At 63.3% G+C, this 23,861-nt stretch carries 13 protein-coding genes; 4 read left to right on the top strand and 9 right to left on the bottom strand.

The features are described from left to right. The first annotated feature begins 4 nt into the window (after positions 1-4). Both pks13 and R4P64_RS04510 read left to right on the top strand, forming a co-directional pair. Positions 5-5,011, top strand: coding sequence for a polyketide synthase Pks13 (pks13, locus tag R4P64_RS04505; RefSeq protein WP_411742631.1), 5,007 nt, complete (start codon positions 5-7; stop codon positions 5,009-5,011). Then, the gene (locus R4P64_RS04510; RefSeq protein ID WP_045066350.1) at positions 5,008-6,549 is read left to right on the top strand and encodes an acyl-CoA carboxylase subunit beta; all 1,542 of its coding nucleotides are present in this window, start codon (positions 5,008-5,010) and stop codon (positions 6,547-6,549) included. The genes pks13 and R4P64_RS04510 overlap by 4 nt, the downstream gene beginning before the upstream one ends. A 59-nt stretch (positions 6,550-6,608) precedes the next feature. Here the strand turns inward: R4P64_RS04510 and R4P64_RS04515 are convergent, their stop codons facing one another. Continuing rightward, positions 6,609-7,541, bottom strand: coding sequence for a LysR family transcriptional regulator (locus R4P64_RS04515; protein ID WP_095887646.1), 933 nt, complete (start codon positions 7,539-7,541; stop codon positions 6,609-6,611). Positions 7,542-7,615: 74 nt separating this feature from the next. Here R4P64_RS04515 and R4P64_RS04520 point away from each other — a divergent pair, with 74 nt between their 5' ends. Continuing rightward, entirely contained in the window at positions 7,616-8,545 is a 930-nt protein-coding gene (locus R4P64_RS04520) for a DMT family transporter (protein ID WP_411742632.1), read from the top strand. Here R4P64_RS04520 and R4P64_RS04525 read toward each other — a convergent pair. The 3 genes from R4P64_RS04525 to R4P64_RS04535 form a co-directional block, all read right to left on the bottom strand. Further along, the gene (locus R4P64_RS04525; RefSeq protein ID WP_411742633.1) at positions 8,542-11,775 is read right to left on the bottom strand and encodes an arabinosyltransferase domain-containing protein; all 3,234 of its coding nucleotides are present in this window, start codon (positions 11,773-11,775) and stop codon (positions 8,542-8,544) included. The two genes, R4P64_RS04520 and R4P64_RS04525, sit on opposite strands and share 4 nt — an antisense overlap. 140 nt (positions 11,776-11,915) lie before the next feature. Continuing rightward, complete coding sequence (locus tag R4P64_RS04530) at positions 11,916-15,197, bottom strand: arabinosyltransferase domain-containing protein (protein WP_411742634.1); 3,282 nt, start codon at positions 15,195-15,197, stop codon at positions 11,916-11,918. Between the two features lie 59 nt (positions 15,198-15,256). Next, complete coding sequence (locus R4P64_RS04535; protein ID WP_317819479.1) at positions 15,257-17,098, bottom strand: glycosyl transferase; 1,842 nt, start codon at positions 17,096-17,098, stop codon at positions 15,257-15,259. Positions 17,099-17,451: 353 nt separating this feature from the next. Between R4P64_RS04535 and R4P64_RS04540 the strand changes: the two genes are divergently transcribed. Continuing rightward, positions 17,452-18,198, top strand: a complete 747-nt coding sequence (locus tag R4P64_RS04540; RefSeq protein WP_072782726.1) for an MspA family porin — start codon at positions 17,452-17,454, stop codon at positions 18,196-18,198. Positions 18,199-18,238: 40 nt separating this feature from the next. Here the strand turns inward: R4P64_RS04540 and R4P64_RS04545 are convergent, their stop codons facing one another. The 5 genes from R4P64_RS04545 to R4P64_RS04565 all read right to left on the bottom strand — a co-directional run bounded on the left by R4P64_RS04545 (position 18,239) and on the right by R4P64_RS04565 (position 23,823). Beyond that, complete coding sequence (locus R4P64_RS04545) at positions 18,239-18,856, bottom strand: ANTAR domain-containing protein (RefSeq protein ID WP_095887651.1); 618 nt, start codon at positions 18,854-18,856, stop codon at positions 18,239-18,241. A gap of 129 nt (positions 18,857-18,985) precedes the next feature. Next, positions 18,986-19,594: a TetR/AcrR family transcriptional regulator gene (locus R4P64_RS04550; RefSeq protein WP_257013306.1), complete on the bottom strand. Its 609-nt coding sequence runs from the start codon at positions 19,592-19,594 to the stop codon at positions 18,986-18,988. A 101-nt stretch (positions 19,595-19,695) separates the two neighbouring features. After that, positions 19,696-21,540, bottom strand: a complete 1,845-nt coding sequence (locus tag R4P64_RS04555) for a galactan 5-O-arabinofuranosyltransferase (protein WP_245006176.1) — start codon at positions 21,538-21,540, stop codon at positions 19,696-19,698. Positions 21,541-21,631: 91 nt separating this feature from the next. Next, positions 21,632-22,393 carry a decaprenylphospho-beta-D-erythro-pentofuranosid-2-ulose 2-reductase gene (locus tag R4P64_RS04560; RefSeq protein WP_317819484.1) on the bottom strand — a complete coding sequence of 254 codons (762 nt, stop codon included), beginning with the start codon at positions 22,391-22,393 and terminating at the stop codon, positions 21,632-21,634. Then, entirely contained in the window at positions 22,390-23,823 is a 1,434-nt protein-coding gene (locus tag R4P64_RS04565; RefSeq protein ID WP_317819486.1) for an FAD-binding oxidoreductase, read from the bottom strand. Before R4P64_RS04565 ends, R4P64_RS04560 begins: the two co-directional genes overlap by 4 nt. Positions 23,824-23,861: the final 38 nt, after the last annotated feature.

The following is a 23,861-nucleotide window of genomic DNA, read 5'->3' on the forward strand; positions in this document are numbered from 1 at the left end:
GTTGATGGTTGAACAAGATGGTGCGCAGGACAGTTCCGTAGACGTGAGCGCTACTGCTGACGCGAGCGGTGTCGACATGAGTGTCGCGCAGCTCCGTGAGTGGTTACGCAACTGGATCGCCGACGCGACCGGTCAGCCGGCCACGACGATCACGGACGATCGTCCGATGGAGGAGTTCGGGCTCGCATCACGTGATGCGGTTGCCCTGAGCGGCGACATCGAGGATCTGCTCGGAATCACACTGACTGCCACCGTTGCGTATCAGCACCCGACCATCGCGTCGCTGGCCACTCGGATCATCGAGGGCGAGCCCGAGGTGCCGGAAGAGAGCGTCGACGCGTCGTACTACGCGCCAGGCGCCAGCACGGATGCCCACGACATTGCCATCGTCGGCTTGTCGACTCGTTTCCCCGGCGCCGGACATACGCCGTCGGAGATGTGGGAGATGCTGTCCGCGGGCCGCGACGGCATCAGCGACCTGCCCGAGGATCGTTGGGTCGAGTTCAAGTCCGATCCCGCTCTCAGGGCCGCGATCGAGAACGCCAACACCAAGGGCGGCTACCTCGACGACGTCAAGGGATTCGACGCGGAATTCTTCGCGATGTCCCCGCTCGAGGTCGTCAACGTCGATCCGCAGCAGCGCCTCGCTCTCGAACTGACCTGGGAAGCGCTCGAGCATGCGCACATTCCCGCGAGCGATCTCAAAGGCAAGCAGGTCGGTGTCTTCATCGGCAGTTCCGCCAACGACTACCAGCTGCTCGCGGTCAGCGACCCCACGAACGCACACCCGTACGCACTGACGGGAACGTCGACGGCCGTCGTCGCGAACCGTGTCTCGTACTTCTTCGACTTCCGCGGGCCGTCCATCGCGCTGGACACCGCGTGCTCGTCTTCTCTGGTCGCAGTGCACGAAGCTGTGCGCTCGCTGCGCAGCGGCGACTCCAACATCGCTTTTGCCGGCGGCATCAACATGCTGCTGGCCCCTCCCGGAACTCTCGGGTTCGATCAGATCGGCATGCTCGCTCCCGACGGCAAACTGCGCGCCTTCTCGGCTCAGGCACAGGGAATCGTTCGCAGCGAGGGCGGCGGACTTGTTGTGCTCAAGCGTCTCGAAGATGCCGAGCGTGACGGCGATTCCATCCTTGCGGTCATCGCCGGTTCTGCCGTCAACCAGGACGGCCGCTCCAACGGACTGCTTGCACCCAACCCGGACGCTCAGGCCGACGTGCTGCGTTTTGCGTACCGCGACGCCGGAATTCTGCCGAGCACCGTCGATTACATCGAAGCTCACGGCACCGGCACCGATCTCGGTGATCCCATCGAGGCCGACGCGCTCAGCCGCGTCGTCGGGCGTGGACGTGACGACAACAAGCCGGCACTGCTCGGCAGCGCAAAGACCAACTTCGGGCACCTCGAGGCCGCAGCCGGTGCTGCCGGCCTGATCAAGGTTGTCCTGGCGATGCAGGAAAACAAGATTCCCGCGACGCTCAACTACCTGGGCCCGAACCCGCACATCGATTTCGAGAAGGCGCACCTGCAGGTGACGCCCGAGGCCACCGAGTGGCCCCGCTACACCGGCAAGGCGATCGCCGGTGTGTCCGGCTTCGGTTTCGGTGGAACCAACGCGCACGTCGTGGTGACGGAGTACGTGCCGGCAGCCGCTGTTGTTTCGGACTCCGATGCTGATCTGGATGTCGAGACTCTGGATGTCGAGACCGAAGCTGCCGGTGTTCTTGCCGACGCAGCGCAGTCGATGGGGCTCGTCGAAGACCAGACGGTTGTGCTCGCTGTGTCCGGCGCATTGCCGTCGCGTCGTCGCCGCGCGGCCGCTGATCTGGCGGACTGGCTCGAAACCGAAGAGGGCAGCACGACGCCGCTGGTGGATGTCGCGCGCACACTCTCGCGTCGTAATCACGGCCGCTCACGCGCCGCCGTTGTGGTCAAGACTCGTTCCGAAGCCATCAGCGCCCTGCGCGCCGTTGCTGCCGGAAAGCCCGCTGCCGGTGTGTTCTCCGCCGACGCACCGTCGCCCAAGGGGGCGGTGTGGGTGTTCTCGGGCTTCGGTTCGCAGCACCGCAAGATGGCCAAGCAGCTGTATCTGGAGAACTCGGCGTTCAAGGCAGCCGTCGACGAGGTCGACGTGTTGATCCAGGACGAGGCCGGGTACTCGGTGGCGGAGATGTTCCTCGACGACTCGTTCGAGTACAACGTCGAAACCGCTCAGGTCGCGATCTTCACCATTCAGGTCGGCCTGGCCGCGCTGCTGCGTCATCACGGCGCCGACGCCGACGCTGTTGTTCCGCACTCGATGGGTGAGGCTGCGGCGGCCTACGTGTCCGGTGGCCTGAACCTGGAAGATGCTGTCCGCGTTATCTGTTCGCGTTCGCGTCTGATGGGCGAAGCCGAGGGCGCCCTGGTCGGTGACGACATCCGCCTGATGGCTCTGCTCGAATACAGCGCGACCGAGATCGAAGCGCTGCTGCCCACGTATCCCAAGCTCGAGGTCTGCGTGTACGCGGCGCCGACGCACACGGTGATCGGTGGACCGCAGCCCGATATCGAGGCAATCGTCGCCGCCGCTGAGGCCGACGGCAAGATGGCTCGCGTTCTGCAGACCAAGGGTGCAAGCCATACGTCGCAGGTAGATCCACTGCTCGGCGAACTGGCTGCCGAGTTGGCCGGTATCGAAGCGTCGACGTTGAAGGTGGGTGTCTACTCGTCCGTCGATCAGGACACGTTCTACAAGGCCGGCCACGAGCCGATCCACCAGGAAGCGTACTGGGTCAAGGGACTGCGCCACAGTGTGTACTTCACCAACGCTGTGCGTCTGGCAGTTGCCAACGGCCACACCACGTTTGTGGAACTTGCTCCCAATCCGGTGACCTTGATGTCCGTTGCCGCAACGGCATTCGATGCCGGCCTGCACGACATGCAGCTCATTCAGACGCTCAAGCGTAAGGAAGACGAGTCCGTCGGCGTGCTGTCGGCTTTGGCTCAGCTGTACGTTCACGGTCACGCTGTGAATCTCGAATCTCTGCTTCCTGCAGGTGAATTCGCAGTTCTGCCGCGCACTGCTTTTGTGCGCAAGCCGTACTGGCTCGACATTCGGGTCAATGCGGGCGGCTCGGGACGCGCTCCCGGTTCGCACGTTGCCCTGCCCGACGGCCGCCACGTGTGGGAAGCCGACGCATCCGTCGTCTCCGACCTGGCCGCTCTGGTGACTGCCGCTGCAGCTCAGGTTCTTTCGGATGTGACGCTCACCGCGGCCGTCCCGCACGGCGAGCTTTCAGGCGCCGCGACGGTCACCACTACGCTCAACCCGCACCCGGGCGGAGCGTCGGTGCAGGTGCATGCCCGCGAGAACGGCTCCTTCCGGTTGCTGTTCGACGCGGTTGTCACGTCGGGTGAGGCTTTGCCCGAGCTTGTCGTCGCCGCACCGGCCCGTCCGACGGGCGCTATGGAAGCTCTTGCCGAGGTAGTCGAAGATGCCGGCGACAAGTGGGATCCCCACGGTTCGCAGAGCCTCGACGACCGTCTGAGGATCGTTGTCGCGGAATCCATGGGTTACTCGCCGGAAGATCTGCCGGCCGAGGTTCCGCTCATCGAACTCGGTCTCGATTCGCTCATGGCGATGCGCATCAAGAACCGCGTCGAGTACGAGTTCGACATTCCGCAGTTGCAGCTCCAGGCAGTCAAGGATGCAAGCCTGCTCGAGGTCAACAAGTACCTGCGCTACGCCATCGAGAACCGCGAAGAGGTTCAGGCGATGGCCGATCAGCAGGCCGCCGAAAAGTTGGCGGCGGATGCCGGCGACGGCGAGGTGGTTTCGGCGTCGGCTTCGGTTGAGCTCCCGGTGGAGATGCCTGCTGCCGATCCTTCCCGTGCGGGCACTGCGGACGACGCAGGTTCCGACGTCCCGCCGCGAGATGCCGCTGAACGCTTGACGTTTGCGACGTGGGCAGTGGTCACCGGCAAGTCGGCCAAGGGCATTTTCAATGCTCTGCCCACCGTCGACGACGATCTGGCACAAAAGTTGGCTGTCCGGCTGTCCGAGCGGGCCGGCGGCGAAGTCACCGTCGACGACGTACGTGGTTCCGGCACGATCGAAGACCTTGCGGACGTTGTGCGTCAGTACCTCGAAGACGAGGGCAAGATCGACGGTGTGGTGCGTATTCTGCGCGGCCGCCCCGAAGGTTCCACTGCCGTACCGGTATTCGTGTTCCACCCGGCCGGTGGATCCACCGTTGCGTACGAACCACTGCTCAAGCGTCTGCCTGCCGGCACGCCGATGTACGGGTTCGAGCGCACAGAAGGCCCGATCGAGAAGCGCGCCGAAGAGTACGTGCCGTTGCTCCGTGAAATTCAGGGTGACGGACCGTACGTGTTGTGCGGTTGGTCGCTCGGCGGCGTGCTGGCGTATGCCGTCGCAGCCATCCTGCGCAAGCAGGGGGCCGATGTGCGGGTTGTCGGCATGCTCGATACCGTCATGGCCGGCGAGGACGTTCCGGACACCGCGGAGGAGCGACGGAAGCGGTGGGAGCGGTACGGAGCCTTCGCGAAGCGCACCTACAACCTCGATGTGCCATTGCCCGTGGATGTTCTGGCCGAAATCGAATCCGATGAAGATCAGATGCAGTTCCTGATGGACATGATCAAGATGAGTGGCGTCAAGATCCCCGGCGGCATCATCGAGCACCAGCGGACGTCGTTCCTGGACAATCGCGCCATCCAGACCGCCAAGTTCCAGAGTTACGACGGCGACGTCGTGATCTACATGGCAGACAAGTACCACGACGAACTGATGACGCTCGAGCCTGCATTCAAAACCCGTAAGGCAGACGGTGGTTGGGGCAGCTACGTGAAGAACCTCGAGGTCGTCTACATCGGCGGGGATCACCTGCAGATCGTGGACGAGCCGTATATCTCGAAGGTCGCGGCAGACCTCACCACCAAGCTGGCCCAGATCGAAACAGCCCAGATCAAAGCAGCGGAAACCGGAGTTCAGAAGTGACGACAACCACCGCGGAGAAGCTTGCTGAACTCCGCGAAAAGTTGGAGAAGGCAAAGGAACCCGGCTCCGCCCGGGCCATTGCCAAGCGCGACGAGGCAGGGCACAGCACGCCCCGTCAGCGCATCGACATGCTTCTCGATCCAGGCAGTTTCATCGAGATCGGCGCGTTGGTCAAAATGGCGGGCGAAGGCAATCCGTACAGCGACGGCGTCATGACCGGACACGGAACCGTCGACGGGCGCCCCGTCGCTGTATTTGCGCACGATCAGACGGTGTTCGGCGGCGCTGCCGGCGAGATGTTCGGCCGGAAGGTCGCCGCTGTCAACGACTTTGCTCTCAAAGTGGGCTGCCCGGTCGTCGGCATCAACGATTCCGGTGGAGCCCGAATTCAGGACGCGGTCTCCTCACTGGCGTGGTACGCCAACATGGGTTCACGTCAGGAGCCTTTGTCCGGCGTGTGCCCGCAGATTTCGGTGATTCTCGGAAAGTGTGCCGGTGGAGCGGTATACGCGCCCATCAACACCGACGTCGTGGTTGCCACCGAAGAGTCCTACATGTTTGTCACGGGCCCCGACGTCATCAAGTCGGTGACCGGCGAAGAGGTCAGCCTCGACGACCTCGGTGGAGCGCGCAAGCAGGCAGAGAACGGAAACATCCATCACGTCGCCCCGGACGAGAAGGCTGCGTTCGAGTGGGTGCGTGAGTACCTGAGCTTCATGCCCTCCTCATGGCAGGAGAAGGCGCCGCTCATCAATCCGGGCCTCGAACCCGAGATCACCGAGACGGACCTCGAACTCGATGCCTTCATGCCGGACGCGGACAACGCCGGCTACGACATGCACGACATCATTCTGCGGATCTTCGACGACGGCACCTTCCACGAAATCGGAGCCCAGGTCGCGCACAACGTGATCACCGGGTTCTCCCGCGTCGACGGCTTGCCTGTGGGGGTTGTCGCGAATCAGCCCACGTACCTCAGTGGTGCCCTCGATGCGGCGAGTTCCGACAAGGCTGCGCACTTCGTCCGCCTGTGCGACGCGTTCAACATCCCGCTCGTCTTTGTCGTCGATACACCGGGTTTCCTTCCCGGTGTCGATCAGGAAAAAGTCGGCGTCATCAAGCGCGGCGGGCGTTTCCTGTTCTCGTACATCGAAGCCACTGTGCCGAAGGTGACCGTGGTAGTTCGTAAGGCGTACGGCGGCGGGTACGCCGTCATGGGTTGCAAGCAGCTCGGCGCCGATATCAACCTCGCGTGGCCGACGGCGCGTATCGCTGTGATGGGCGCCGAGGGTGCCGTCAACATCATGGGCCGCCGTCAGCTTGCCGAAGCGGGCGACAATGCCCCCGCGGTGCGTGCTCAGCTGATCAACTACTACAACGAGTTTGTCGCGACGCCGTACATCGCGGCCGAGCGCGGATACATCGACGCGGTGATCGAGCCCTCACAGACGCGTCTCGAAATCCGTAAGGCTCTGAAGTTGCTCAAGGACAAGACGATTTTCAAGAACCCGCGCAAGCACAACTTGATGCCGCTGTAACCGTTCAGTTGTCGCGGCCCGGTACTTTCGAAGTGCCGGGCCGTTGTCGTTGGATTGTCCTAGTCAACCGTGTCCTGTGCCGTGTCCTGCGCTGTATCCAGGGCATCGAACTGTTCACGCAGCGCCTCGATCGCTGCCCGCACAGCGGGCCGCTCGCTGTCGGTTCGCCAGGCCACATAGATGTCGCGTCGCAGCGGCGGAAGAGTGTCGCGCATCCGAACACCTACCGGTGGTATCACTCTCGCGAGACGCGGAATCAGCGCTACGGCAAGCCCTTGCGCCACAAATTCCACTTGCGCGGGGAACTCGGCTACCTCGTAATCGATTCGTGGGTCGAATCCTTGTGCGCGCAAGACTCTGACGGTGAAGGTGTGGAAATCCGTGCCGCGCGTCCAACTCGCCCACGCGTGGTCGGACAACTCGCGCAGCGCAACAACCTTGTTCTCCGCCAGCGGATGTGACGCGGGGATGGCGACCACCGCGACGTCGTCGTACACCGGGGTGAACGAGAGTCCGTCAGGGAGTTCGATGGGCAGAGTGCTCCAGCTGTCGACCACAACAACATCCAGGTCGCGGCGGATGAGGGCGGGGAGAAGTTCCTCGGATTCGCCTTCGGTGAAGGTGATTTCGAGTTGAGGATGCGCGCGTTTGATCTCGGCGACAGCTTTCGGCAGCACCGTCCGGCTGGGAGAGACGAGTGCACCCAAGCGCAGTCGTCCCGTCACCTCACTGTGCAGTGACGCGATTTCGGCCTCGGCCTGAGCGAGGACCGAGAGAACCTCGGCGGTTCGCCGGGCCAGGACGCGGCCCGCTTCGGTGAGCCGTACGCCTCGGCCTTGGGGAACGAGTAGCGCCACACCAACTTCGCGCTCGAGTTTGTTCAGCTGTTGTGAGATGCCCGACGGCGTGACGTGCAGAGTGCGCGCGGCAGCGGCAACTGATCCGTTTTCTGCGACGGCGTGCAGGGCGCGCAGCCTTTCGAGGTTCAACACGGTAGTAATGCTACGCAATATGCGATCCGAATATTTGCTTGTGCTGAATAGTTAGCGGCAGGAACATTGTGGGAGTGACCACCTTGACCTCACCCACGCGCACGCCCACCCGAATTACTCAGGCTCGCTTCGATCCTCGATTACTGGTCATCGGCGGCGCCGCTGCTATCTCCGTCAGTTCGATTCTGATCAAACTGGCAGATGTATCGCCGTCGACGGCGGTCTTCTTCCGGTGCTTCCTGGCCTTGCCGCCGCTGGCCATGCTGGCGTGGCGCGAGTATCGGCGGGTGGGAATGCCAACCCGAAGGGCGCTGGTGCTGCAAGCATTGGGCGGCATCCTGCTCGGGCTGGACTTTGCTCTGTGGTCGCAGTCGATTCTCATGATCGGCGCCGGGATAGCAAGCGTCGTCGTGAATGTGCAGGTGATCGTGGTGCCCGCACTGTCCTGGCTGGTGTTCGGCAATCGCGTTCCGCTGCGCTTTCTGTTTGCGTTGCCCTTCATGTTCACCGGAATTGCCTTGGCGGGCGGTGTGTTCGGCGGCGCAGCGGCCGGGACGGATCTGCTGTGGGGAACAGTGCTGTCCCTGATCTCCGGAATCGCCTACGGCGGCTACATCTTCGTTGTCGGCCGGATCGGCACGGCCGACCGTGCGGCGAGTCAGGTACTGGTGTCGACAGCCTCGGCAGGTATTGCCGGTTCCCTGATCGGATCACTGTGGGGGCAGATCGATTCCACCCCCGGCTGGGAAGCGTTCATCTGGCTGGCCGCTCTTGCTCTGGTCGGCCAGGTGTTCGGCTGGATGCTGATGGGCTATTCGCTACCTCGGCTGCCTGCGGAGGTGGGTGCGACGCTCCTGCTCATGCAGCCGGTACTCGCCGTACTGCTGGCGGTCGTTCTCCTGGGTGAACGGCCAAGTGCTGCGCAGCTACTCGGGTGCGTCGTAGTTGTCGGAGCGGTCTCGGCCGTCTCCGTACGTCGCACCCGAGTAGGTAGTGCAGGCTAGTGCACCCGCATCTCGCCGGGCATCCACATACCCGAGCGGGTTGCGGTGCCCGTCTCCACTTCTGCGGGAACGGCATTCGGGAAGTACCGGTCGTAACGTTCGAGAGATCCCCAGTCGCGGGCCCAGTCGTTCTTCAGGTACGTCGGGACTGCCGTGGCCTCGGCCAGGACCTCGGTGAACCCGAGCGGCCCGCCGTTGTCCGCGGACTGCCACGTGTCGGTCGAACTGACAGCCAGTGGCCGGTCCGGGAGGATGCGGAAGTTCGGCATCTCCGCGACGCCGTTCACATGCGAGAACGGACGCTGGCACGGGAACTGAAGGCCGACAGCCCAGTCCAGGAGAATCGGCTGCTCGCTGCCGAGGTACGAGTTGAGTGACTCGAGCTTCGGCACGCGAGGCGGCGTGAACGCCATCCACTGATCGCCGGTGAGGTTGGGATCGAAGGCAACCACGCGGACTGCGTCGGCGTCGGTGGCGAGTTCGTCGATCGGGATACGAACATTGCGCCACGACGGCGCCGGCCCGATGTCGCGGGGCATGTACGAACCCTGCAGTGCCACTGTCCCGTCCGGCTGCGTCTTGCCGTACTCGACGAGCAGTGACTGACCGTAGGTCACCGCTCCGGTGTTGTCGACGGACCAGACGCGTCCGGCTACCGACATGACAACGAGCGGAGATTGTTCGCTGCGAGCGGGTAATTGATACCAGCTCGAGATCAGTGACGCCGGTTCCTGCACGCCGGCCTGGTAGCTGCCCATGATGGGCGTAGTGGCCGGGTCGAGGCCGTAGGGGAGTTTGGCGGTGGACCCGTTGACGCCGATATTGCCGGTGCCGCCGCTGGTTCCGGAGTCCGAACCGGTTTCGAATGTGGGGCCGACGCTTTGGGTATCGGTGTTTCCCATGCCCTGCTTGACCTCGATGTAGTCCGCGGTCAGATCGGTGGGAACACCGTTGGCGGAGAAGCCCTTCGCCTCTTCGCCCGCCAAGGGGTCTTCGGCATTGAATCCAGGGCCGGGGATGGGCGCCAGGTTGCCGGAGTTGACGTCGGTCTCGGCCAACACGTCTTCGGCCATGCCGCAGGTTTTTCCGGCGAGGGCTTCGATGTTGCTACGGCCCAGTGAGTATGCCGGGTACTGGGAGACGGCACCCTTGAGGAGAGAGAGGACTTCGAAGAGCACCATGAGGCCGGCGATCACGGTCAGCGGCGCTGCGGCAAATTTGCGAATCCGCTTGCCCTTGACGGTGTTCGGCTTTTCCGGTGCCGCCGCAAATCCCTCACGCAGGTACTGCCAGGCCGCGACGGCCAGAGCGAGCCCGAAGAGTGCGAGGAACAGGGTGTTTGATTCGTGTCCGCTCAAGGAGACAGTCTTGTCGAACCACGGCACACCGTAACTCGAGACATACCAGTAGCCGTTGATGCCGGCAAAGGTCAACGCCAGCATCAGGAGCAGGCCGGCCACGAACACCGAGCGGTTGCGGCGCGATCGCAGTGCCGACGCGGATACTGCAACAGCTGTCAGTGCCGCGAGCGAACCGGCGATGCCGGCGTACGCACCGAAGTGGTGAGTCCACTTGGTGGGGTTGAACATCATGAAGAAGATGGTGCCGAAGACAACTCCGACCAGACGCCACGACGGACCCGTAGCGGCGCCGGGAACCCGGCCGCGTCGGAGCAACACGAAGAGCGTCGTGAAGAGGCACAGGATCATCGTCAGGAAGGCGAATCGGCGGGCTACCGAGCCGTCGACCGTGTCGACAAAGAGGTAGTAGTACCGCAGGAAGTCTTTGTACCACTCGAGATTTGGTCCGATGATGGTCCGGACGCGGGTGGCCTCGAGAACGCCGGCCAGCGTCTGATCAGCAAAGATGACGACAAGCACCAAGGTTCCGGCCGCCGCGATCGGTGCAAGCAGTGGCAGTGTGCCGACCTCACGGTGACGCTTCACGACGATTCGGATGAGGGGCCGGATACCCGCGAGAAGCGCTGCGATACACATCAATCCGGTGGGGGCAGCAGCGAGCGTGAAGGCGCCGATCAGCACTGCAACGGCAGCCGGGAACAGTCGGCCGGTCGCGATGGCGCGTTCGATGGAACACCACGTCAGCAGGGCGCCGAGCGCGACGATGGGCTCGGGTCGCAGACCGTTGTTGTAGGCGAGCCAGAATGCGAGGAAGACCATCCCGCCGGTCCACAGCGCGACGTTGCTCCGGCGGACCGCACGTCCGAGGCGTGGAACAACTTCACGGCTGATGACCATCCAGCACAGGATTCCGGCAATCAACGCGGGCAGGCGCATGAACGGGCTGGCCGTCGAGATCTTGGCCATCACCGCCAGCACGTCGTAGTACCAACCGAACGGGGCTTCGGGGACGCCGAACCAGCGGAAGTAGTTGGCCATGTATCCGGCGTCGGGAGCAACGCGGGCCATGGTGAGGAGATAACCGTCGTCGGAGGTGTTTGCGCCGATGAAGTGCCACAAGGTCAACGTGCCGACAACAACGCCGTCGAGTCCGGAGAACTTCCACCAGCGTGCGGGGAGGAAGCGGCGGTGAGTGCGGCCGTCGATTCCGTCGAGCTTGGCGAGGGCGATCAGCGACACGATGGTGGACAAGACGGCCACGATCATCGCAACCAGCTTGAGCGTCGTCGGACTGGACGAGAACCGGGAATCGACGGTCATCGAGAATCCGAGACCTTCGGGGGCCGCGCCGTCGGGGAGGTCGCTGAAGACACCGACCACCTGGGGACGGAAGTCGCCGTCGAGTTGTCCACGAACGGGGTTGCCGTCGGGGTAGGTGAGTCCCTCGAATGCTGCGGCGGTCCGGTCGACGTCGGAGTTGAACGTGATGGCGTTGCAGCGGCTGGACTCGACGTCCTCACGCGAAGCCGACGCCACGACGACATTGCGGTCAAGGACGTCGACGTTGCTTTCGGACACACGCACGAACATGGAACTGAGGGCAGCACCGTCGCCCTGAGCGGGGGCCGTGGACATGAGGATGCCGCCGCCAGCGGGAAGGGAGCCGACAGTGGTGCAGGGTATCGACGCGTTGACGTCGATGGGGACCTGAGCCATCAAGGGTGCCTCGACGTCGCCGATCACGCCGTTCTGCGGCCAGTTGACCGCTGCCGTCGTCTGCACCACCGGAAGAAGCGGGGTGGCGAGTGCCAGAACAAATCCGATGAGGCCCGCGATTATCGCGATCAATCGCGTTTGTCGGAAGCGCATCCGTGCATCCGGACGGGATGGCGGCGAACTCGGAGTTAAGGGTGGCACTGTGGCGACGTCTGGCACGGCTACCGATGTTATGCGAGTGTTACCCGTGGACCTACCGTGCCCGGGAGGTTTGGTAGGTCCACCGGTAACAGTTATGACTGGTATCGAATCGGACCTGGTGTCCAGGTGCCCGAACGGGTCTCGGTTGTCACGTCGATCTGAGCGGGTTCCGCCGCCGGATCGAGCGGTGTGTACTGCTCGAGCGAACCCCAGTCGCGATCCCAGTCGTTGTCGAGATACGTCGGCAAGGTGCGGGCTGCGAGCAACTCACTGGTCCAGCCGAGCGGACCGCCGCCGTAGTGGTCCTGCCAGGCATTGGTGGACTCCGCACCGATGCGATCGGGAAGGATGCGCCAGTCCGGAACTTCGGCCACGCCGTAGAGATGATCGACCGGACGCTGGCACGGGAATGCAAGACCCACAGCCCAGTCCATCAGTACCGGATCGGTGGATCCGACGACGCTCTGCAGAGTGCGCATGTCGGAAACCCGCGGTGGGGTGAGTGCAACCCACTTCTCGCCGCCGATGTCGGAGTCACTGGCGATCACACGCACGGTGTCGGCATCGGCGGGGAGCTGATCCATCGGGACACGCAGGTTGCGCCACGACGGAGACGGGCCGATATCGATCGGATCGATCTGGCCGAGCGCTGTCACGCTGCCGTCGGCCTGCGTCTTGCCGTATTCGACGTGGACAACTGCACCTGGTGTGACGATGCCGTCGGTGTCGACGTAGCGGATACGCCCGGCGGCAGCGATGGTCAGCAGCGGCGCCGCGTCACTGCGCTGCGGCAAGGCGTACCAACCCGTGGTCAGGGAAGCGGCTTCCGACGAGCCGAAGCTGCCGAGAACCGGAGTGGTCGCGGGATCGAGGCCGAACGGGAGCGCAACGTTGCTTCCGTTGATTCCGGCCGTCGACGCCGATCCGCCTCCGGTACCTGCGCCCGTTCCCGGGGTGGTGGTGCCGTTTGCCGACGTGGTGGTGTCGAGGCTGTTGGCGCTGCCGGCAGCCTTGTCCTCGGCATCTGCGGTCAGGTCGCTCGCCACTCCGTCCGGGGTGAATCCTGTTGATTCGGTTGCCCCGAAAGCGCCTGCGCCTGCCAGGTCGGCGGGGCGGTCGATCAGCTGCAGAACACCGGTATCGGGATCGGATTCGACCAGGACCTCACCGGCGAGGCCACAAGTTCCGCCGAAGACGGATTCGACGTTGGATTTGCCGATCGAGTACGCCGGATACTGCGCGACCGCGCCCTTGACCAGGGACAACACCTCGAACAGCACAACCGCGCCTGCCGCGATCGTCAACGGGGACGCTGCGAGCAGGCGAGCTGTCCGGCCGTTGTTCTTCTTCGGAGTCGACTTCTCGAGGGGTTCACGAACGTGGAACCACGCAGCCAGCAGCAACGCGAGAATCGTCAGGCCGAGGAACGCGGTGGAGAAGCCCTTGCCGGCGATGGACGGCGGCTTGTCCCACCACGGGACGCCGTAACTCGAGACGTACCACCAGCCGTTGGAGCTGGTGAACGCCACGGCCAGGATGAACAGGATGCCTGCGGCAAAGAGCGCACGGTTCCGCTTGGAACGCATGCTCGACGCGCTGACTCCCACCGCGGCGAGCACGGCCACCGTTGCTGCCAGCCCCGCATACACGCCGAAGTGGTGAGTCCACTTGGTCGGCGTGAACTGCATGAGGAGCAGCGACGCGAACACGATGCCCAGGATCCGGCGCGACGGCCCGATCGCGGTGCCGGGAATCCGGCCCTTCCGCAGGATCAGCATGACGCAGAAGATCAGTCCGACGATCATCACGAACATGCCGAAGCGGCGTGCCAACGAGCCGTCGGGGGAGATGGTCATCAAAGCGTCCCAGCGAACTCGTTCCTCGAACCACGGGACGTTGGGGCCGATAGCTGTTCGCACCCTGGTCGATTCGAGCACCGTTGCCAACGTCTGATCGGCAAACACCGCAACAAGTACGACGGTTCCGGCCGCGAGGACCGGCATGATCTGCGAGAAGAAACCCACTCGTTTGCCGCGGGCGATCAAGATCTGCACGATGGGGCGCGCCCCGGCGAGCAGTGCACCGATCGCGATGAGTCCCGACGGGCCGGCAGCGAGGGAGAACGCGGCAATCAGCACCGCAACCGCCGCAGGCAGCAAACGGCCTGTGGCAACGGCACGTTCGATGGAGCACCACGTCAGCAGAGCGCCGAGCGCGATGATCGGTTCGGGACGCAAACCGTTGTTGTACGGCAACCAGAACGCCAGGAACACGAGGCCGCCGGTCCAGATGGCAACCTTGTTGCGGCGCACCGCAACACCGAGCCGTGGGATCACCTCGCGGCTGATCACCATCCAGCACAGGATGCCGGCGATCAACGCGGGCAACCGCATCCACATGCTGGCAGTACTCACCTTGGTGAACGCCGCGAGGACGTCGTAGTACCAACCGAACGGCGCCTCGGGAACACCGAACCACCGGAAGTAGTTGGCCATGTATCCAGAATGTTCCGAAACCCGGGCCATGCCGAGGAGGTATCCGTCGTCGGACGTGTTGGCGCCCACCACATGCCACAGCAGGAGCGTTCCGATGACCAGGCCGTCGACGCCCGTGAATTTCCACCACCGCGCCGGGAGGAACCGTCGTGCGCGTCGGCCGTCGACGCCGTCGATCCGGTGCAGCGCGTACAGCGAGACGATCGTGGAGAGTGCCGCGACGATCATCGCAAAGAGCTTGAGAAGTGTTGGGCTGGAAGAGAATCGGGAGTCGATGTCCATGTTGACGGACAGGCCCGCCGGCGGAGCGCCTTGCAGATCGGTGAAGATGCCGACAACCTGCGGACGGTAGTCGCCGGTCAGGGTTGTAGTAAGGCCGTCGATTCCGGTGACGGTGGCGACGGTCTGCTGGTAGTCGCTGGTGATGGTCAGCGCGGTGCATCCGGTGAGTTCGCCCAATGGCGCCGAGATCAGGACCGATTCGCGGGTGATCGCCTCGAGGCGATCCGCGGTGGTCCGAACGGTCAGGCCGCGCGCATCGCGGTCGGGCGCACCGTTCGGCATGGTCGAGACCAGCGTGCCGCCGTCTTCGCCGAGCTGGCCAAGCGCGGGGCACGGGATGGTGATGTCGAGGGAGGTCGGGGAGTAGGAGATCAGCGGCGCCGAGACGCTGTTCAACGACCCGTCCTGCGGCCAGCTGACACTTGCTGCCTTCTGGTCGACCGGGAGGAACGGGGTGGCGAGCGCCAACAGCATGCCGAGCAGACCGGTGACGATCGCGATGATTCGTGCCTTCTGCACCCGTTGGGCATCCGACTCGGGGCGAGCGTCGGGGCCAGTGGGCGGAGACTGCGGGGGCACTACTACGTCAGACGGCACAAGGAACGATGTTAGGCGAGTGTCGCCCGTTACATCCTGAGAGACGACTTAAGGAAGCGCTACTTGTTGGTCGTCTTACCGCTCACGAGGTCACGGACGTCCCACACCCAGACGTCGTCGACCGAGGTGGCGTCGAAGCCCACCAGAGCGTTGACCGTCTGACGCAACGCGTTGTCGTTGCTTGCTTTCGGGAGTACCAGGACGTCGGCACGCCAGAACCGCAGGTCGGTGAGGGCGTCGGCGCGGGTGGTGGCGTCGACAACGGGGATCTGACCGGTCTCGTTGGTCTTGACCAGAAGCGACGACGTGGGGCGGAACTCAGCCCCGTAGATGCCGCCGCGGGTAATCGAATGAGGGCCGACGAAGTAGCCGCCGGCGATCGGGAAGCCGAAATCGGCATCGATCTGCCAGCGCATGGCCCGCGCTTCTTCACCGCTGGACACGGGAACCGACACGAGGCTGCCGTCGCTGACGTAGTTCTCCCACGATCCGCTGGTGATGAACTTCGGGGTGTCCGGGCGTTCGACGGTATCGATGCGGGTCGGAATCAGGACAACCACTGCGAGTGCCAGCACCGCCAACCACGCGCCGGGCAATATCAGGCCAGGGCCGCGAGAATTGCCGCCGCGGGGATTACGAAGCTCCACCAGCGCGCGATACGTACCCAATGTCAGCAGCAACCCGATGGCGGGAATTGCACCCATGGCAAAGCGTGACTCCAGGACCGACTCGAACAGCGGCAAGTGGGCCAGGAACTTCCAGGGCAACGTGATGCCGGTGTGATCGCCCTTGTAGACAAGCTCGGACCCCAGTGACAGCACGCCCATCACGACGATAACGGCCCCAGCGGCGCGAGTGAGCTTCATCTTCCACAGCCATACCGTCGCGAAGAAGATCAGAATGACGATCGGCCAACCGAAGTACGAGTTCTCCTCGGTGGGGTTCATGCGGTACTCGGCGCCGGTCTTGTCGCCGCCCATCGATTCGGTGGGGAGGGTGGTGAACGCGCCGAAGTCGGCTCCCGCCTGGCCGTGGCCGACGCCGTCGTAGCTTGCGGGGCCGAAGAACTGTGAATGGAGCGGTATCGCAGTGATGAGGATGGACACGATTGCGCCGACGGCCAAGCCGGGCAGGCTGCGCTTGATCGCAGCCCGCGCTCTCGGAAGATCCGAGAGTGCGTACACCGCGCCGAACACCATCGCGGACATGGTGAAGATGAGGAGTGGTTCTTCGCCGAGGAAGATCTGCCACGCCATGAGCAGGCCAAGGACGACGCCGTCCCTGACCACATTGGTTCCACGTGAAACGCGGATAACCTGCATGAAGATGAACGGAATGACAAAGAAGGCCACAAAATTCGGGTGACCGTTTGCGTGCGAGATCATGGCAGGGGCAAATCCGCAGAACCCGCCACCAATTGCGGCCGCACACTTCACCCGAACGGAAACGCCCGTCAGCACATGCCGAGAAAATGTCCAGTACCAGGCGATTGCGGTACCGGCCAGGCCTAAGGTCAGCCCGATCGCATAAGTCGGCGTCGGCCCGAAAAGCAAGGTGAGCGGCGCCAGCGGCATGCTGATGCCGAACATCGCGGTATTGGCCATCAGGTTCACACCGAGCGGATAATTCAGCAGGTCGCTGTACAACGGTGTGCGGAACTGAGAGAGCGCGTGCGCGGTGTCGGCGAAGAACCATTCCCACATCGACTGGTCGCGGCCCGCGTTGACCAGATAACCGGACTCCAGGTTGCGCCAGAGATTCGACATCACCCAGAACGCGGCCAGGACAAAGAGCACCATGATCGCAAGATCGACCATCCGGCCTCGGCTGATAACTGAACGGACCCGCCCTGGTGTCGCCTCGACCAGCTGTTGTTGAGGTTCGGGCAGAGTCTCGGTCATGCAGTCGGCGCCTTTCGGATGAAACCAATCTCGGTGGTTGCCTCGGTGGTTGTCTCGGCGGTTCCTCGGTGGTTACGAGGTACCCGCTGAAGGTATCGATTCGATAACTTATCCCGCCAGCGTAACGAACGATGCCCTCGAGGCCAGTCTGTAGCTGCGCGAGCAGGCCGTATTCGGGGCAGTTCAGGCTCGCTCGTGCCTCGTTCGAGATAACCGGTCGGTCGAGTTTGGCGGCTTTGTGACATGGGTACCTCGGAGGTGTCCTGCTCGAATTCGTGTACCCCGAATTCGTTCACACAGCCCCGACGGATCGCGTTCTCGACAAAGCGGGAACCCATCGGGGTCACAACCTGATGGGATGGTGCTTGTGCATGACGAACACACGGGTTTGCGGCGGCGCAGGGGGTAAACGCGCAGCGAGTAGGAACAAGGCTCGTAACGGGGCTCGCATCGGGGCTGTCGGGGCAGTGGCCGCCCTTGCCGTCGCGTTCGGCAGCACCAACGCGTCGGCGGGAGTCGACAACGCGAGTTCGATCACGGACGTCAAGGGAAACCGCATAGAAGTCCTGCAGATGGACACAGCCATCCACACAGTCCCGCCGCTCGACAGTTCGCCACTGAGCGTCGAGTTCTTCCACGACGGCGTTGCGTCGGTGCGCATCGACGGCCCCGACGCGGACAGTTTCACCGGAACCCAACTGACGATCGGCTACCAAATCGGCTACCCGATCGCGTTGACCGGTGCCACGGTTGTCCTCAACAGCCCCGGACTCGACTGGGGCGTGGAGAGCGGAACCAACCTCGGAATCGGGTTCATTCCCGAACCGGCTCTGGGACTCGACATCTCGAATGCATTTGTACTCGGTGGAGACATCATCCCGTCACAGGAACTTGACGTGGATTTGGCGCCGGGTGGAATTACCGACGTGGAGTTGCTCGAAGATCAGACATTCGACGGCCGCGAAGCGACGGTGCGGATGCAAGGAATCCACGGATACGTGCAGGGTGCCATCGGTCCGGTCACCATCCGGCCGTACGCAAAGGCCGTGACATCCAATGGGGACACGGTCGTCACATACGGAGCGCCGCAGAGACTTTGACTTTAAAGGGCAGAGGCTTTGATCGTTACGACTCTCACCGTCACGCTGCAACAGTGTGACGGTGAGAGTTGTTGGGAGCCTGCGTATTCGACCGGTATTCGGTAGGGATCGACCGGCGGTGAGTGCGGGAGGCGCGGACGGCCTTCATTGCGAGTGCCACCGCCGCCCACGCCGTGCATGCCGCCGTCACAAGAAGTAACAGCGCCCAGTCGTGGGCAAAGAATCCCACAATCGCAGCGATGGTGAACGCCAGCGACACAAAGACGATGCGACCGGCAAGATCTGTCGAGAGCAGGTAATCGACAGCAGGTTCGTCGGCTGGGTGACTTTCTACCTCGGCGTCGTCGGTGTCGTGCGCGTGCAGTGTTTCCCGGGTGGGGAGATCCAGAAGTGCACCCCACTGCGCCGCAGCGACGGTATGCGGCAGATCCTTCGGAAGGCTCTCAGGCTCACGTGTCTGCGACACGTCGATAAGAGCCCGCGCCAAAGTGAGCACCGCGATCCGATGCTCTGTCGCAACACGGAGCAGCTCGTGAAATGCCTGCTCGGGGCCGTATGGCTTACCTCGCGCAATGACAAGAGTGTGCTCTGCTGCGTCCAGGATCGCGCGATGTGGAACCAATTCGTGACTCTGCGCAACGAGTTCGCTCAATGTCATCACCTGCCCCGCCACGATGGGTGCGCAGTTGTCATGTCAACCGCGTCGTGAAGCAGTCGAATACCCCGGTGGTGGCGAGGACAAACTCGACCCCTGTCTGACTAGGGGTCTAACTGGGGCCGGGTGTGATCAGGGTTGGGGTGCCGGCGCGTTCAACGCACCGAGGCAACTCTCGATCAGATCGGCCACGATGAGCTTGGCTTGTGCAGGGCTGTGAACTCGTCCTTCCCAGGTAGCAAATGTCACGATGGCCAAAACGCTGAGTGTGCCCGCGCGAAGATCCGCGATATCGGTCGGCAACTCCGACGCCGACGCAATGCGCTGCTGAACATCGCGAAAGGTCGCTGCCTGCAGGTGGTCCCGGATGACCGTCGACATTCCCGGATCGAAGATGGACTGCACCAGAAAGCGCGCGTACAAACTGTGCTCACGTTCGATCGTCTGCTCGGCCAACGGCAGCACCGACGCCTCCACGAGTTGGCGCATGGTCGGCGGTTGCTGCGCGACGTCGATCGCGTTGAGAAGATCGTGTCGGCGCTCCGCAGCCGGCTTCATCCGTGACTCGATCACCGCGGACAGCAAGCCTTCGCGTGAACCGAAGTGGTACTGCGCTGCCGACTTGTTTGCCTGCCCAGCCTCGATCTGGACGTCGCGCAAGGTCAGTGCTGCTAAACCGCGCTCCGCCACCAATCGCTCGGCCGCATCGATCATGGCCGTGCGGGCATCGGTTTTTGTCACGTTATGAAGTTAGGGGTGCGGAGGGGGCGCGTCAACGACCGTCACCGGCAAGCCGACTGTGAAGAATATCCCGTTTGTTTACTGTTATCGGGGGTACCGCGTCAGTTGCGGGTGACAACCACGAACGGTCCCTGCTCGGTGATCGTGAAGCGAGGATCGTCGAACAGCTCCTTGGGGAAGGTGACCGTGTACCTGCGGACATTGGGATCGTTGGGGTAGACATCCTCGGCCAGGCGCAGGGTGTATCCGTCGGCGCCCTGGCGGAAGACAAATGCGTCGGGGCTGCGCCACGGTGCGGCATCCAATGCGGCAATCAACTCGTCGGGTGTCTCGAGTTCCGACCACTTCTCGATCAGCTCCGCGCGGGCCCGGAAGTCTGCCAACGGATTTGCGTAGTGCGATGTCAATCCTTGGAAACCGAAGTACGGGTAGAAGCTCAGGAAGCCGATATCGGCTGTCAGGACCACCAGATCGTGGGGCTCGCGGCCCAATTGTTCGCGGATGATGCGGTCGATGTCCGCGTAATTCGCTTCGGCTCCCGGCGGGCGCTTGTCTCCGCGCTCGCCGTTTCCGTCGGTATCGCTGTATGCCACAGCGATATCCGGGGCCAGCACCTGCGGGATGTTCTGCGCAAAGGAAATCGCGCCGATGACGCCGAGAGCAACGAGTACTGCTTTGACCCGCGGATTCTCGCTGGTGGCCAACACGATCCAGCCGGCGAACTCGAAGAAGCCGAACACACCTGCCGCGGCGAGGAGCCCGATCAGAACCGGCTCGAGCCGGAATCCGAGAAGAGTGCTGCCGGCAACCGTGAACATCATCGACAACAGGGCCCACAGGTACACGGCGATCACGCCGATACCCAGCGCCCGTGCCCTGCGTGAGAACAGGAACCGGGAAATCAGCCAGATCGTGCCCAACATGCACAGCGCGCCGACGAGTGAGAAGTGCAGCATCGGGAAGGGGAGTACCGCGCCGGAATCCGGGAGGTAATGCATAGCGGTGCCCGACTCGGCGGGAGCGCCCGAGAGCGCTTCGAGCAGGTAGGGAGCCCAGACAGTCAGAGCGACCACGCCGGCGATGACGGCGATGACGATCAGTCGGATCAGTGGTCCGAGTGCGGCTTTCCAGGTGTTCTGGGCGCGGGCTGCGAGAACCGCCGCGACGATACCCATCAGTGTTACCGCAAACGCGGCAAATCCGAGGTACAGCGTGTAGACGGTCGCTGCGTATCCGAGGAACAAGCCGGTGCCGAGAACTGCTCCCGCTCCGGCAAACCGGGACGAACCCGGGCGATCGAGGGCGCCCCAAGCGAGGATGAGCACCGGCGGGATCAGGAGGTTTACGACGGCGCCGTACGCCTCAGGGGAGTTGTACGCCAATACAACCGCGGTGACGGCCAACGCCGCGACTACCGCCCAGTCGCGTCGAATGAGCTTGGTCCACAACACGAGTGCAATCACGGCGACAACGGCGATCGAGCCGATCGCATAGGGCTTGAAGGCTTCCCAGCCGTCCATACCCAGCAAATTTGCGACGCGTCCACCGACCCAGAACCAGCCGGCCGGGTAGAACGGCGGGAGATCCACATACGTCATGTCTTGCAGCGCAGCGGAATCCGTGAGCCGAGTCAGGTATTCGGTGCGGAATTGTTGATCGACCGAAACCCCGTGCAGATACAGCGTGGTTGCGGCGAGGGGGAGTCCGAGCGTCGTGGTGACGAAGCCCGAAAGCCCCGCCCACGAGAGGAGCTTTGCAGTTCGCTGCGCTTTGCGGGCGCGGAACATCAGCACGGCGACGCCGATCACGGCGATACAGACAACCTGCAAGACCGTCGTGACGGCTTGAGTGACATTCGACGACGTGAACGCCGGCCAGTCGACCTGGCTGAACGCGAACAGTCCGACAGCGGCGACGACGACCGCTACCAGTGCCGCGAGCGCCATTTCCACCACCGTCGCCGCGGCATTACGCCACGGCGACGGGGAGGCAGTTGTCAGAGCTGGTTCAGCTGTTGTCTGTGACACGAAAAAGAGCTTAGACGGGCAGCTTCCGGAAGATAGGTCGCGGCACGTGGCGCAGAGCCATCATCACGAAGCGGAACGGGCCCGGGGCCCAGACAATTTCCTTGCCCTTGTCCGACGCTGCAACAGCAAGCCGCGCGACGTCTTCCTTGTTGACGGTCAGGGGTGCTTCCTTGACGTGGGCGCTGAACTTGGTGCGCACCATGCCCGGTCGAACCACCGTTACGCTCGGGCCGAACTCCGCCAAAGCCTCGCCGAGGCCCAGATAGAAGCCATCGAGACCGGCCTTGGTGGAGCCGTAGACGAAGTTGGCGCGCTTCACGCGCTCACCGGCAACCGACGACATCGCAATGATCTTGCCGAAGCCCTGAGCCTTCATCTTCTCGCCGATCAGCACGCCGACGGAGACTGCCGCGGTGTAGTTGACGTTTGCGACCAGGACAGCCTTGCGCTGGTTCTGCCACAGCTCCTCGGCGTCACCGTCCAAACCGAACGCAACGATCGCGACATCTACGTCGCCGCCGGCCCATGCCTTGTCGATGACGTCGGGGTGGCTGTCGAACTTCACAGCGTCGAAGTCGACGACCTCAACCTTGGTGGCGCCCTTGGCTTCGAGGCCCTTGACCGCGGCATCGGTGCCGGGATCGCTGGGCAGCGTCGCCAGAATGATGCGCAGCGGCGACTTCTTCAAGTACTCCTCGCACATCGCGAGGCCGATCTCGGACGTTCCACCGAGAAGCAAAACAGTTTGCGGGTTACCTACAGCGTTGATCACAGTTCCAGCCTTCTGGACATATCGGAGGCGAAAACGCCTGTGGGGTCGTACTTTCGGCGCGTCGCCATCCACTCGTCGATGCGCGGGTACATGGAATGGAAGGTCTCTGCGGACGTCCGCGAATCCTTGGCCGTGTACAGGCGTCCGCCGAATTCGAGGACTCGCTTGTCGAGTTCGGTGACAAATTCGTTGAGGCCCGGCTTGATGCGGAAGTCGACGCAGATGTTCCAACCCGGGATCGGGAAGCTCAGAGGAGCCTGATTGCCCTCGCCGAACAGCTTGAACACATTCAGGAACGAGTGATGACCGCTGCGCTGAATGTCGACGATGATCTTCTTGAACTCCTCGACAGCCTCCGGCGGAACCACGAACTGGTACTGCAGGAATCCGTTGGACCCGTAGGCGCGGTTCCACTCACCGAACATGTCGAGCGGGTGATAGAACTGCGTCAGATTCTGGACCTTGCCGCGGTACGTTCCCGACTTGCGGAACCACACCTCACCGATCGCCGAGAAGTTGAACTTGTTGGCGAGCCCGTTGGGGAAGATGTCGGGGAACGTCAGCAACTGCGGCGCGTCGAATGCAAGCGGGTTCTTCTGCAGCTTGGTCGGAAGCTGGTCGAGCTTGGCCAAGGAGCCCCGCGAGATTGCCGCACGACCGAGCTTCGGCGGCGCAGCGATTGCGTCGAACCAGGCGCTCGAGTACTCGTAGTTGGCCTCACTGCCGTCGCTGTGCAGTGCGATTGTCTCGTCGAGGCTGTTGGTGACATCGCCGTCGGCGATGAAATATGCCGTCTCGGTCGGCGTCATCTTGATGGTGGCCCGCAGGATGATGCCCGTCAGGCCCATACCGCCGATCGTGGCCCAGAACAGCGCAGCCTTGGGATCGTTACGCCCGCCCTTGGGGGTGAGGGTGCGAACCTTGCCGTCAGCCGTCAGCAGATCCAACGAAACGACGTGGTTGCCGAAGCTGCCCGCGCTGTGGTGGTTCTTGCCGTGAATATCGGAACCGATGGCGCCGCCGATCGTGACCTGGCGCGTACCTGGCAGCACGGGAACCCACAGGCCGAACGGCAGAGCAGCCTTCATCAGCTGATCCAGGTTCACCCCGGCGTCGACGTCCACCAAAGCGGTGTCACGATCGATGCGATGAATACGGTTGAGCGCATTCATGTCGATGACCAAGCCGCCTGCGTTCTGCGCCGGATCACCGTACGAACGGCCGAGACCGCGCGCGATGACACCGCGTCGCAAATGCGACGGCTTGGACTCGTTCTTCTCCGCAACCTGGGCGACCGCACTTGCGATCACTTCCACGTCGGGGGTGGACAACACCTGTGCGGTGGTGGCGGCAGTGCGTCCCCAACCGGTGAGGGTGCGGGCTTGGGTGTGGAGAGCCTGCTTGGGCGTCTCTTCTGCTGTCGTGGACATCAACGTAGAGGTTACCTGGGAGTAGAGCCGGACGGCTT

This window comes from Rhodococcus sp. IEGM 1366 (assembly GCF_033142425.1).
In the GTDB taxonomy this organism is placed as follows: Bacteria; Actinomycetota; Actinomycetes; order Mycobacteriales; family Mycobacteriaceae; genus Rhodococcus_F; species Rhodococcus_F globerula.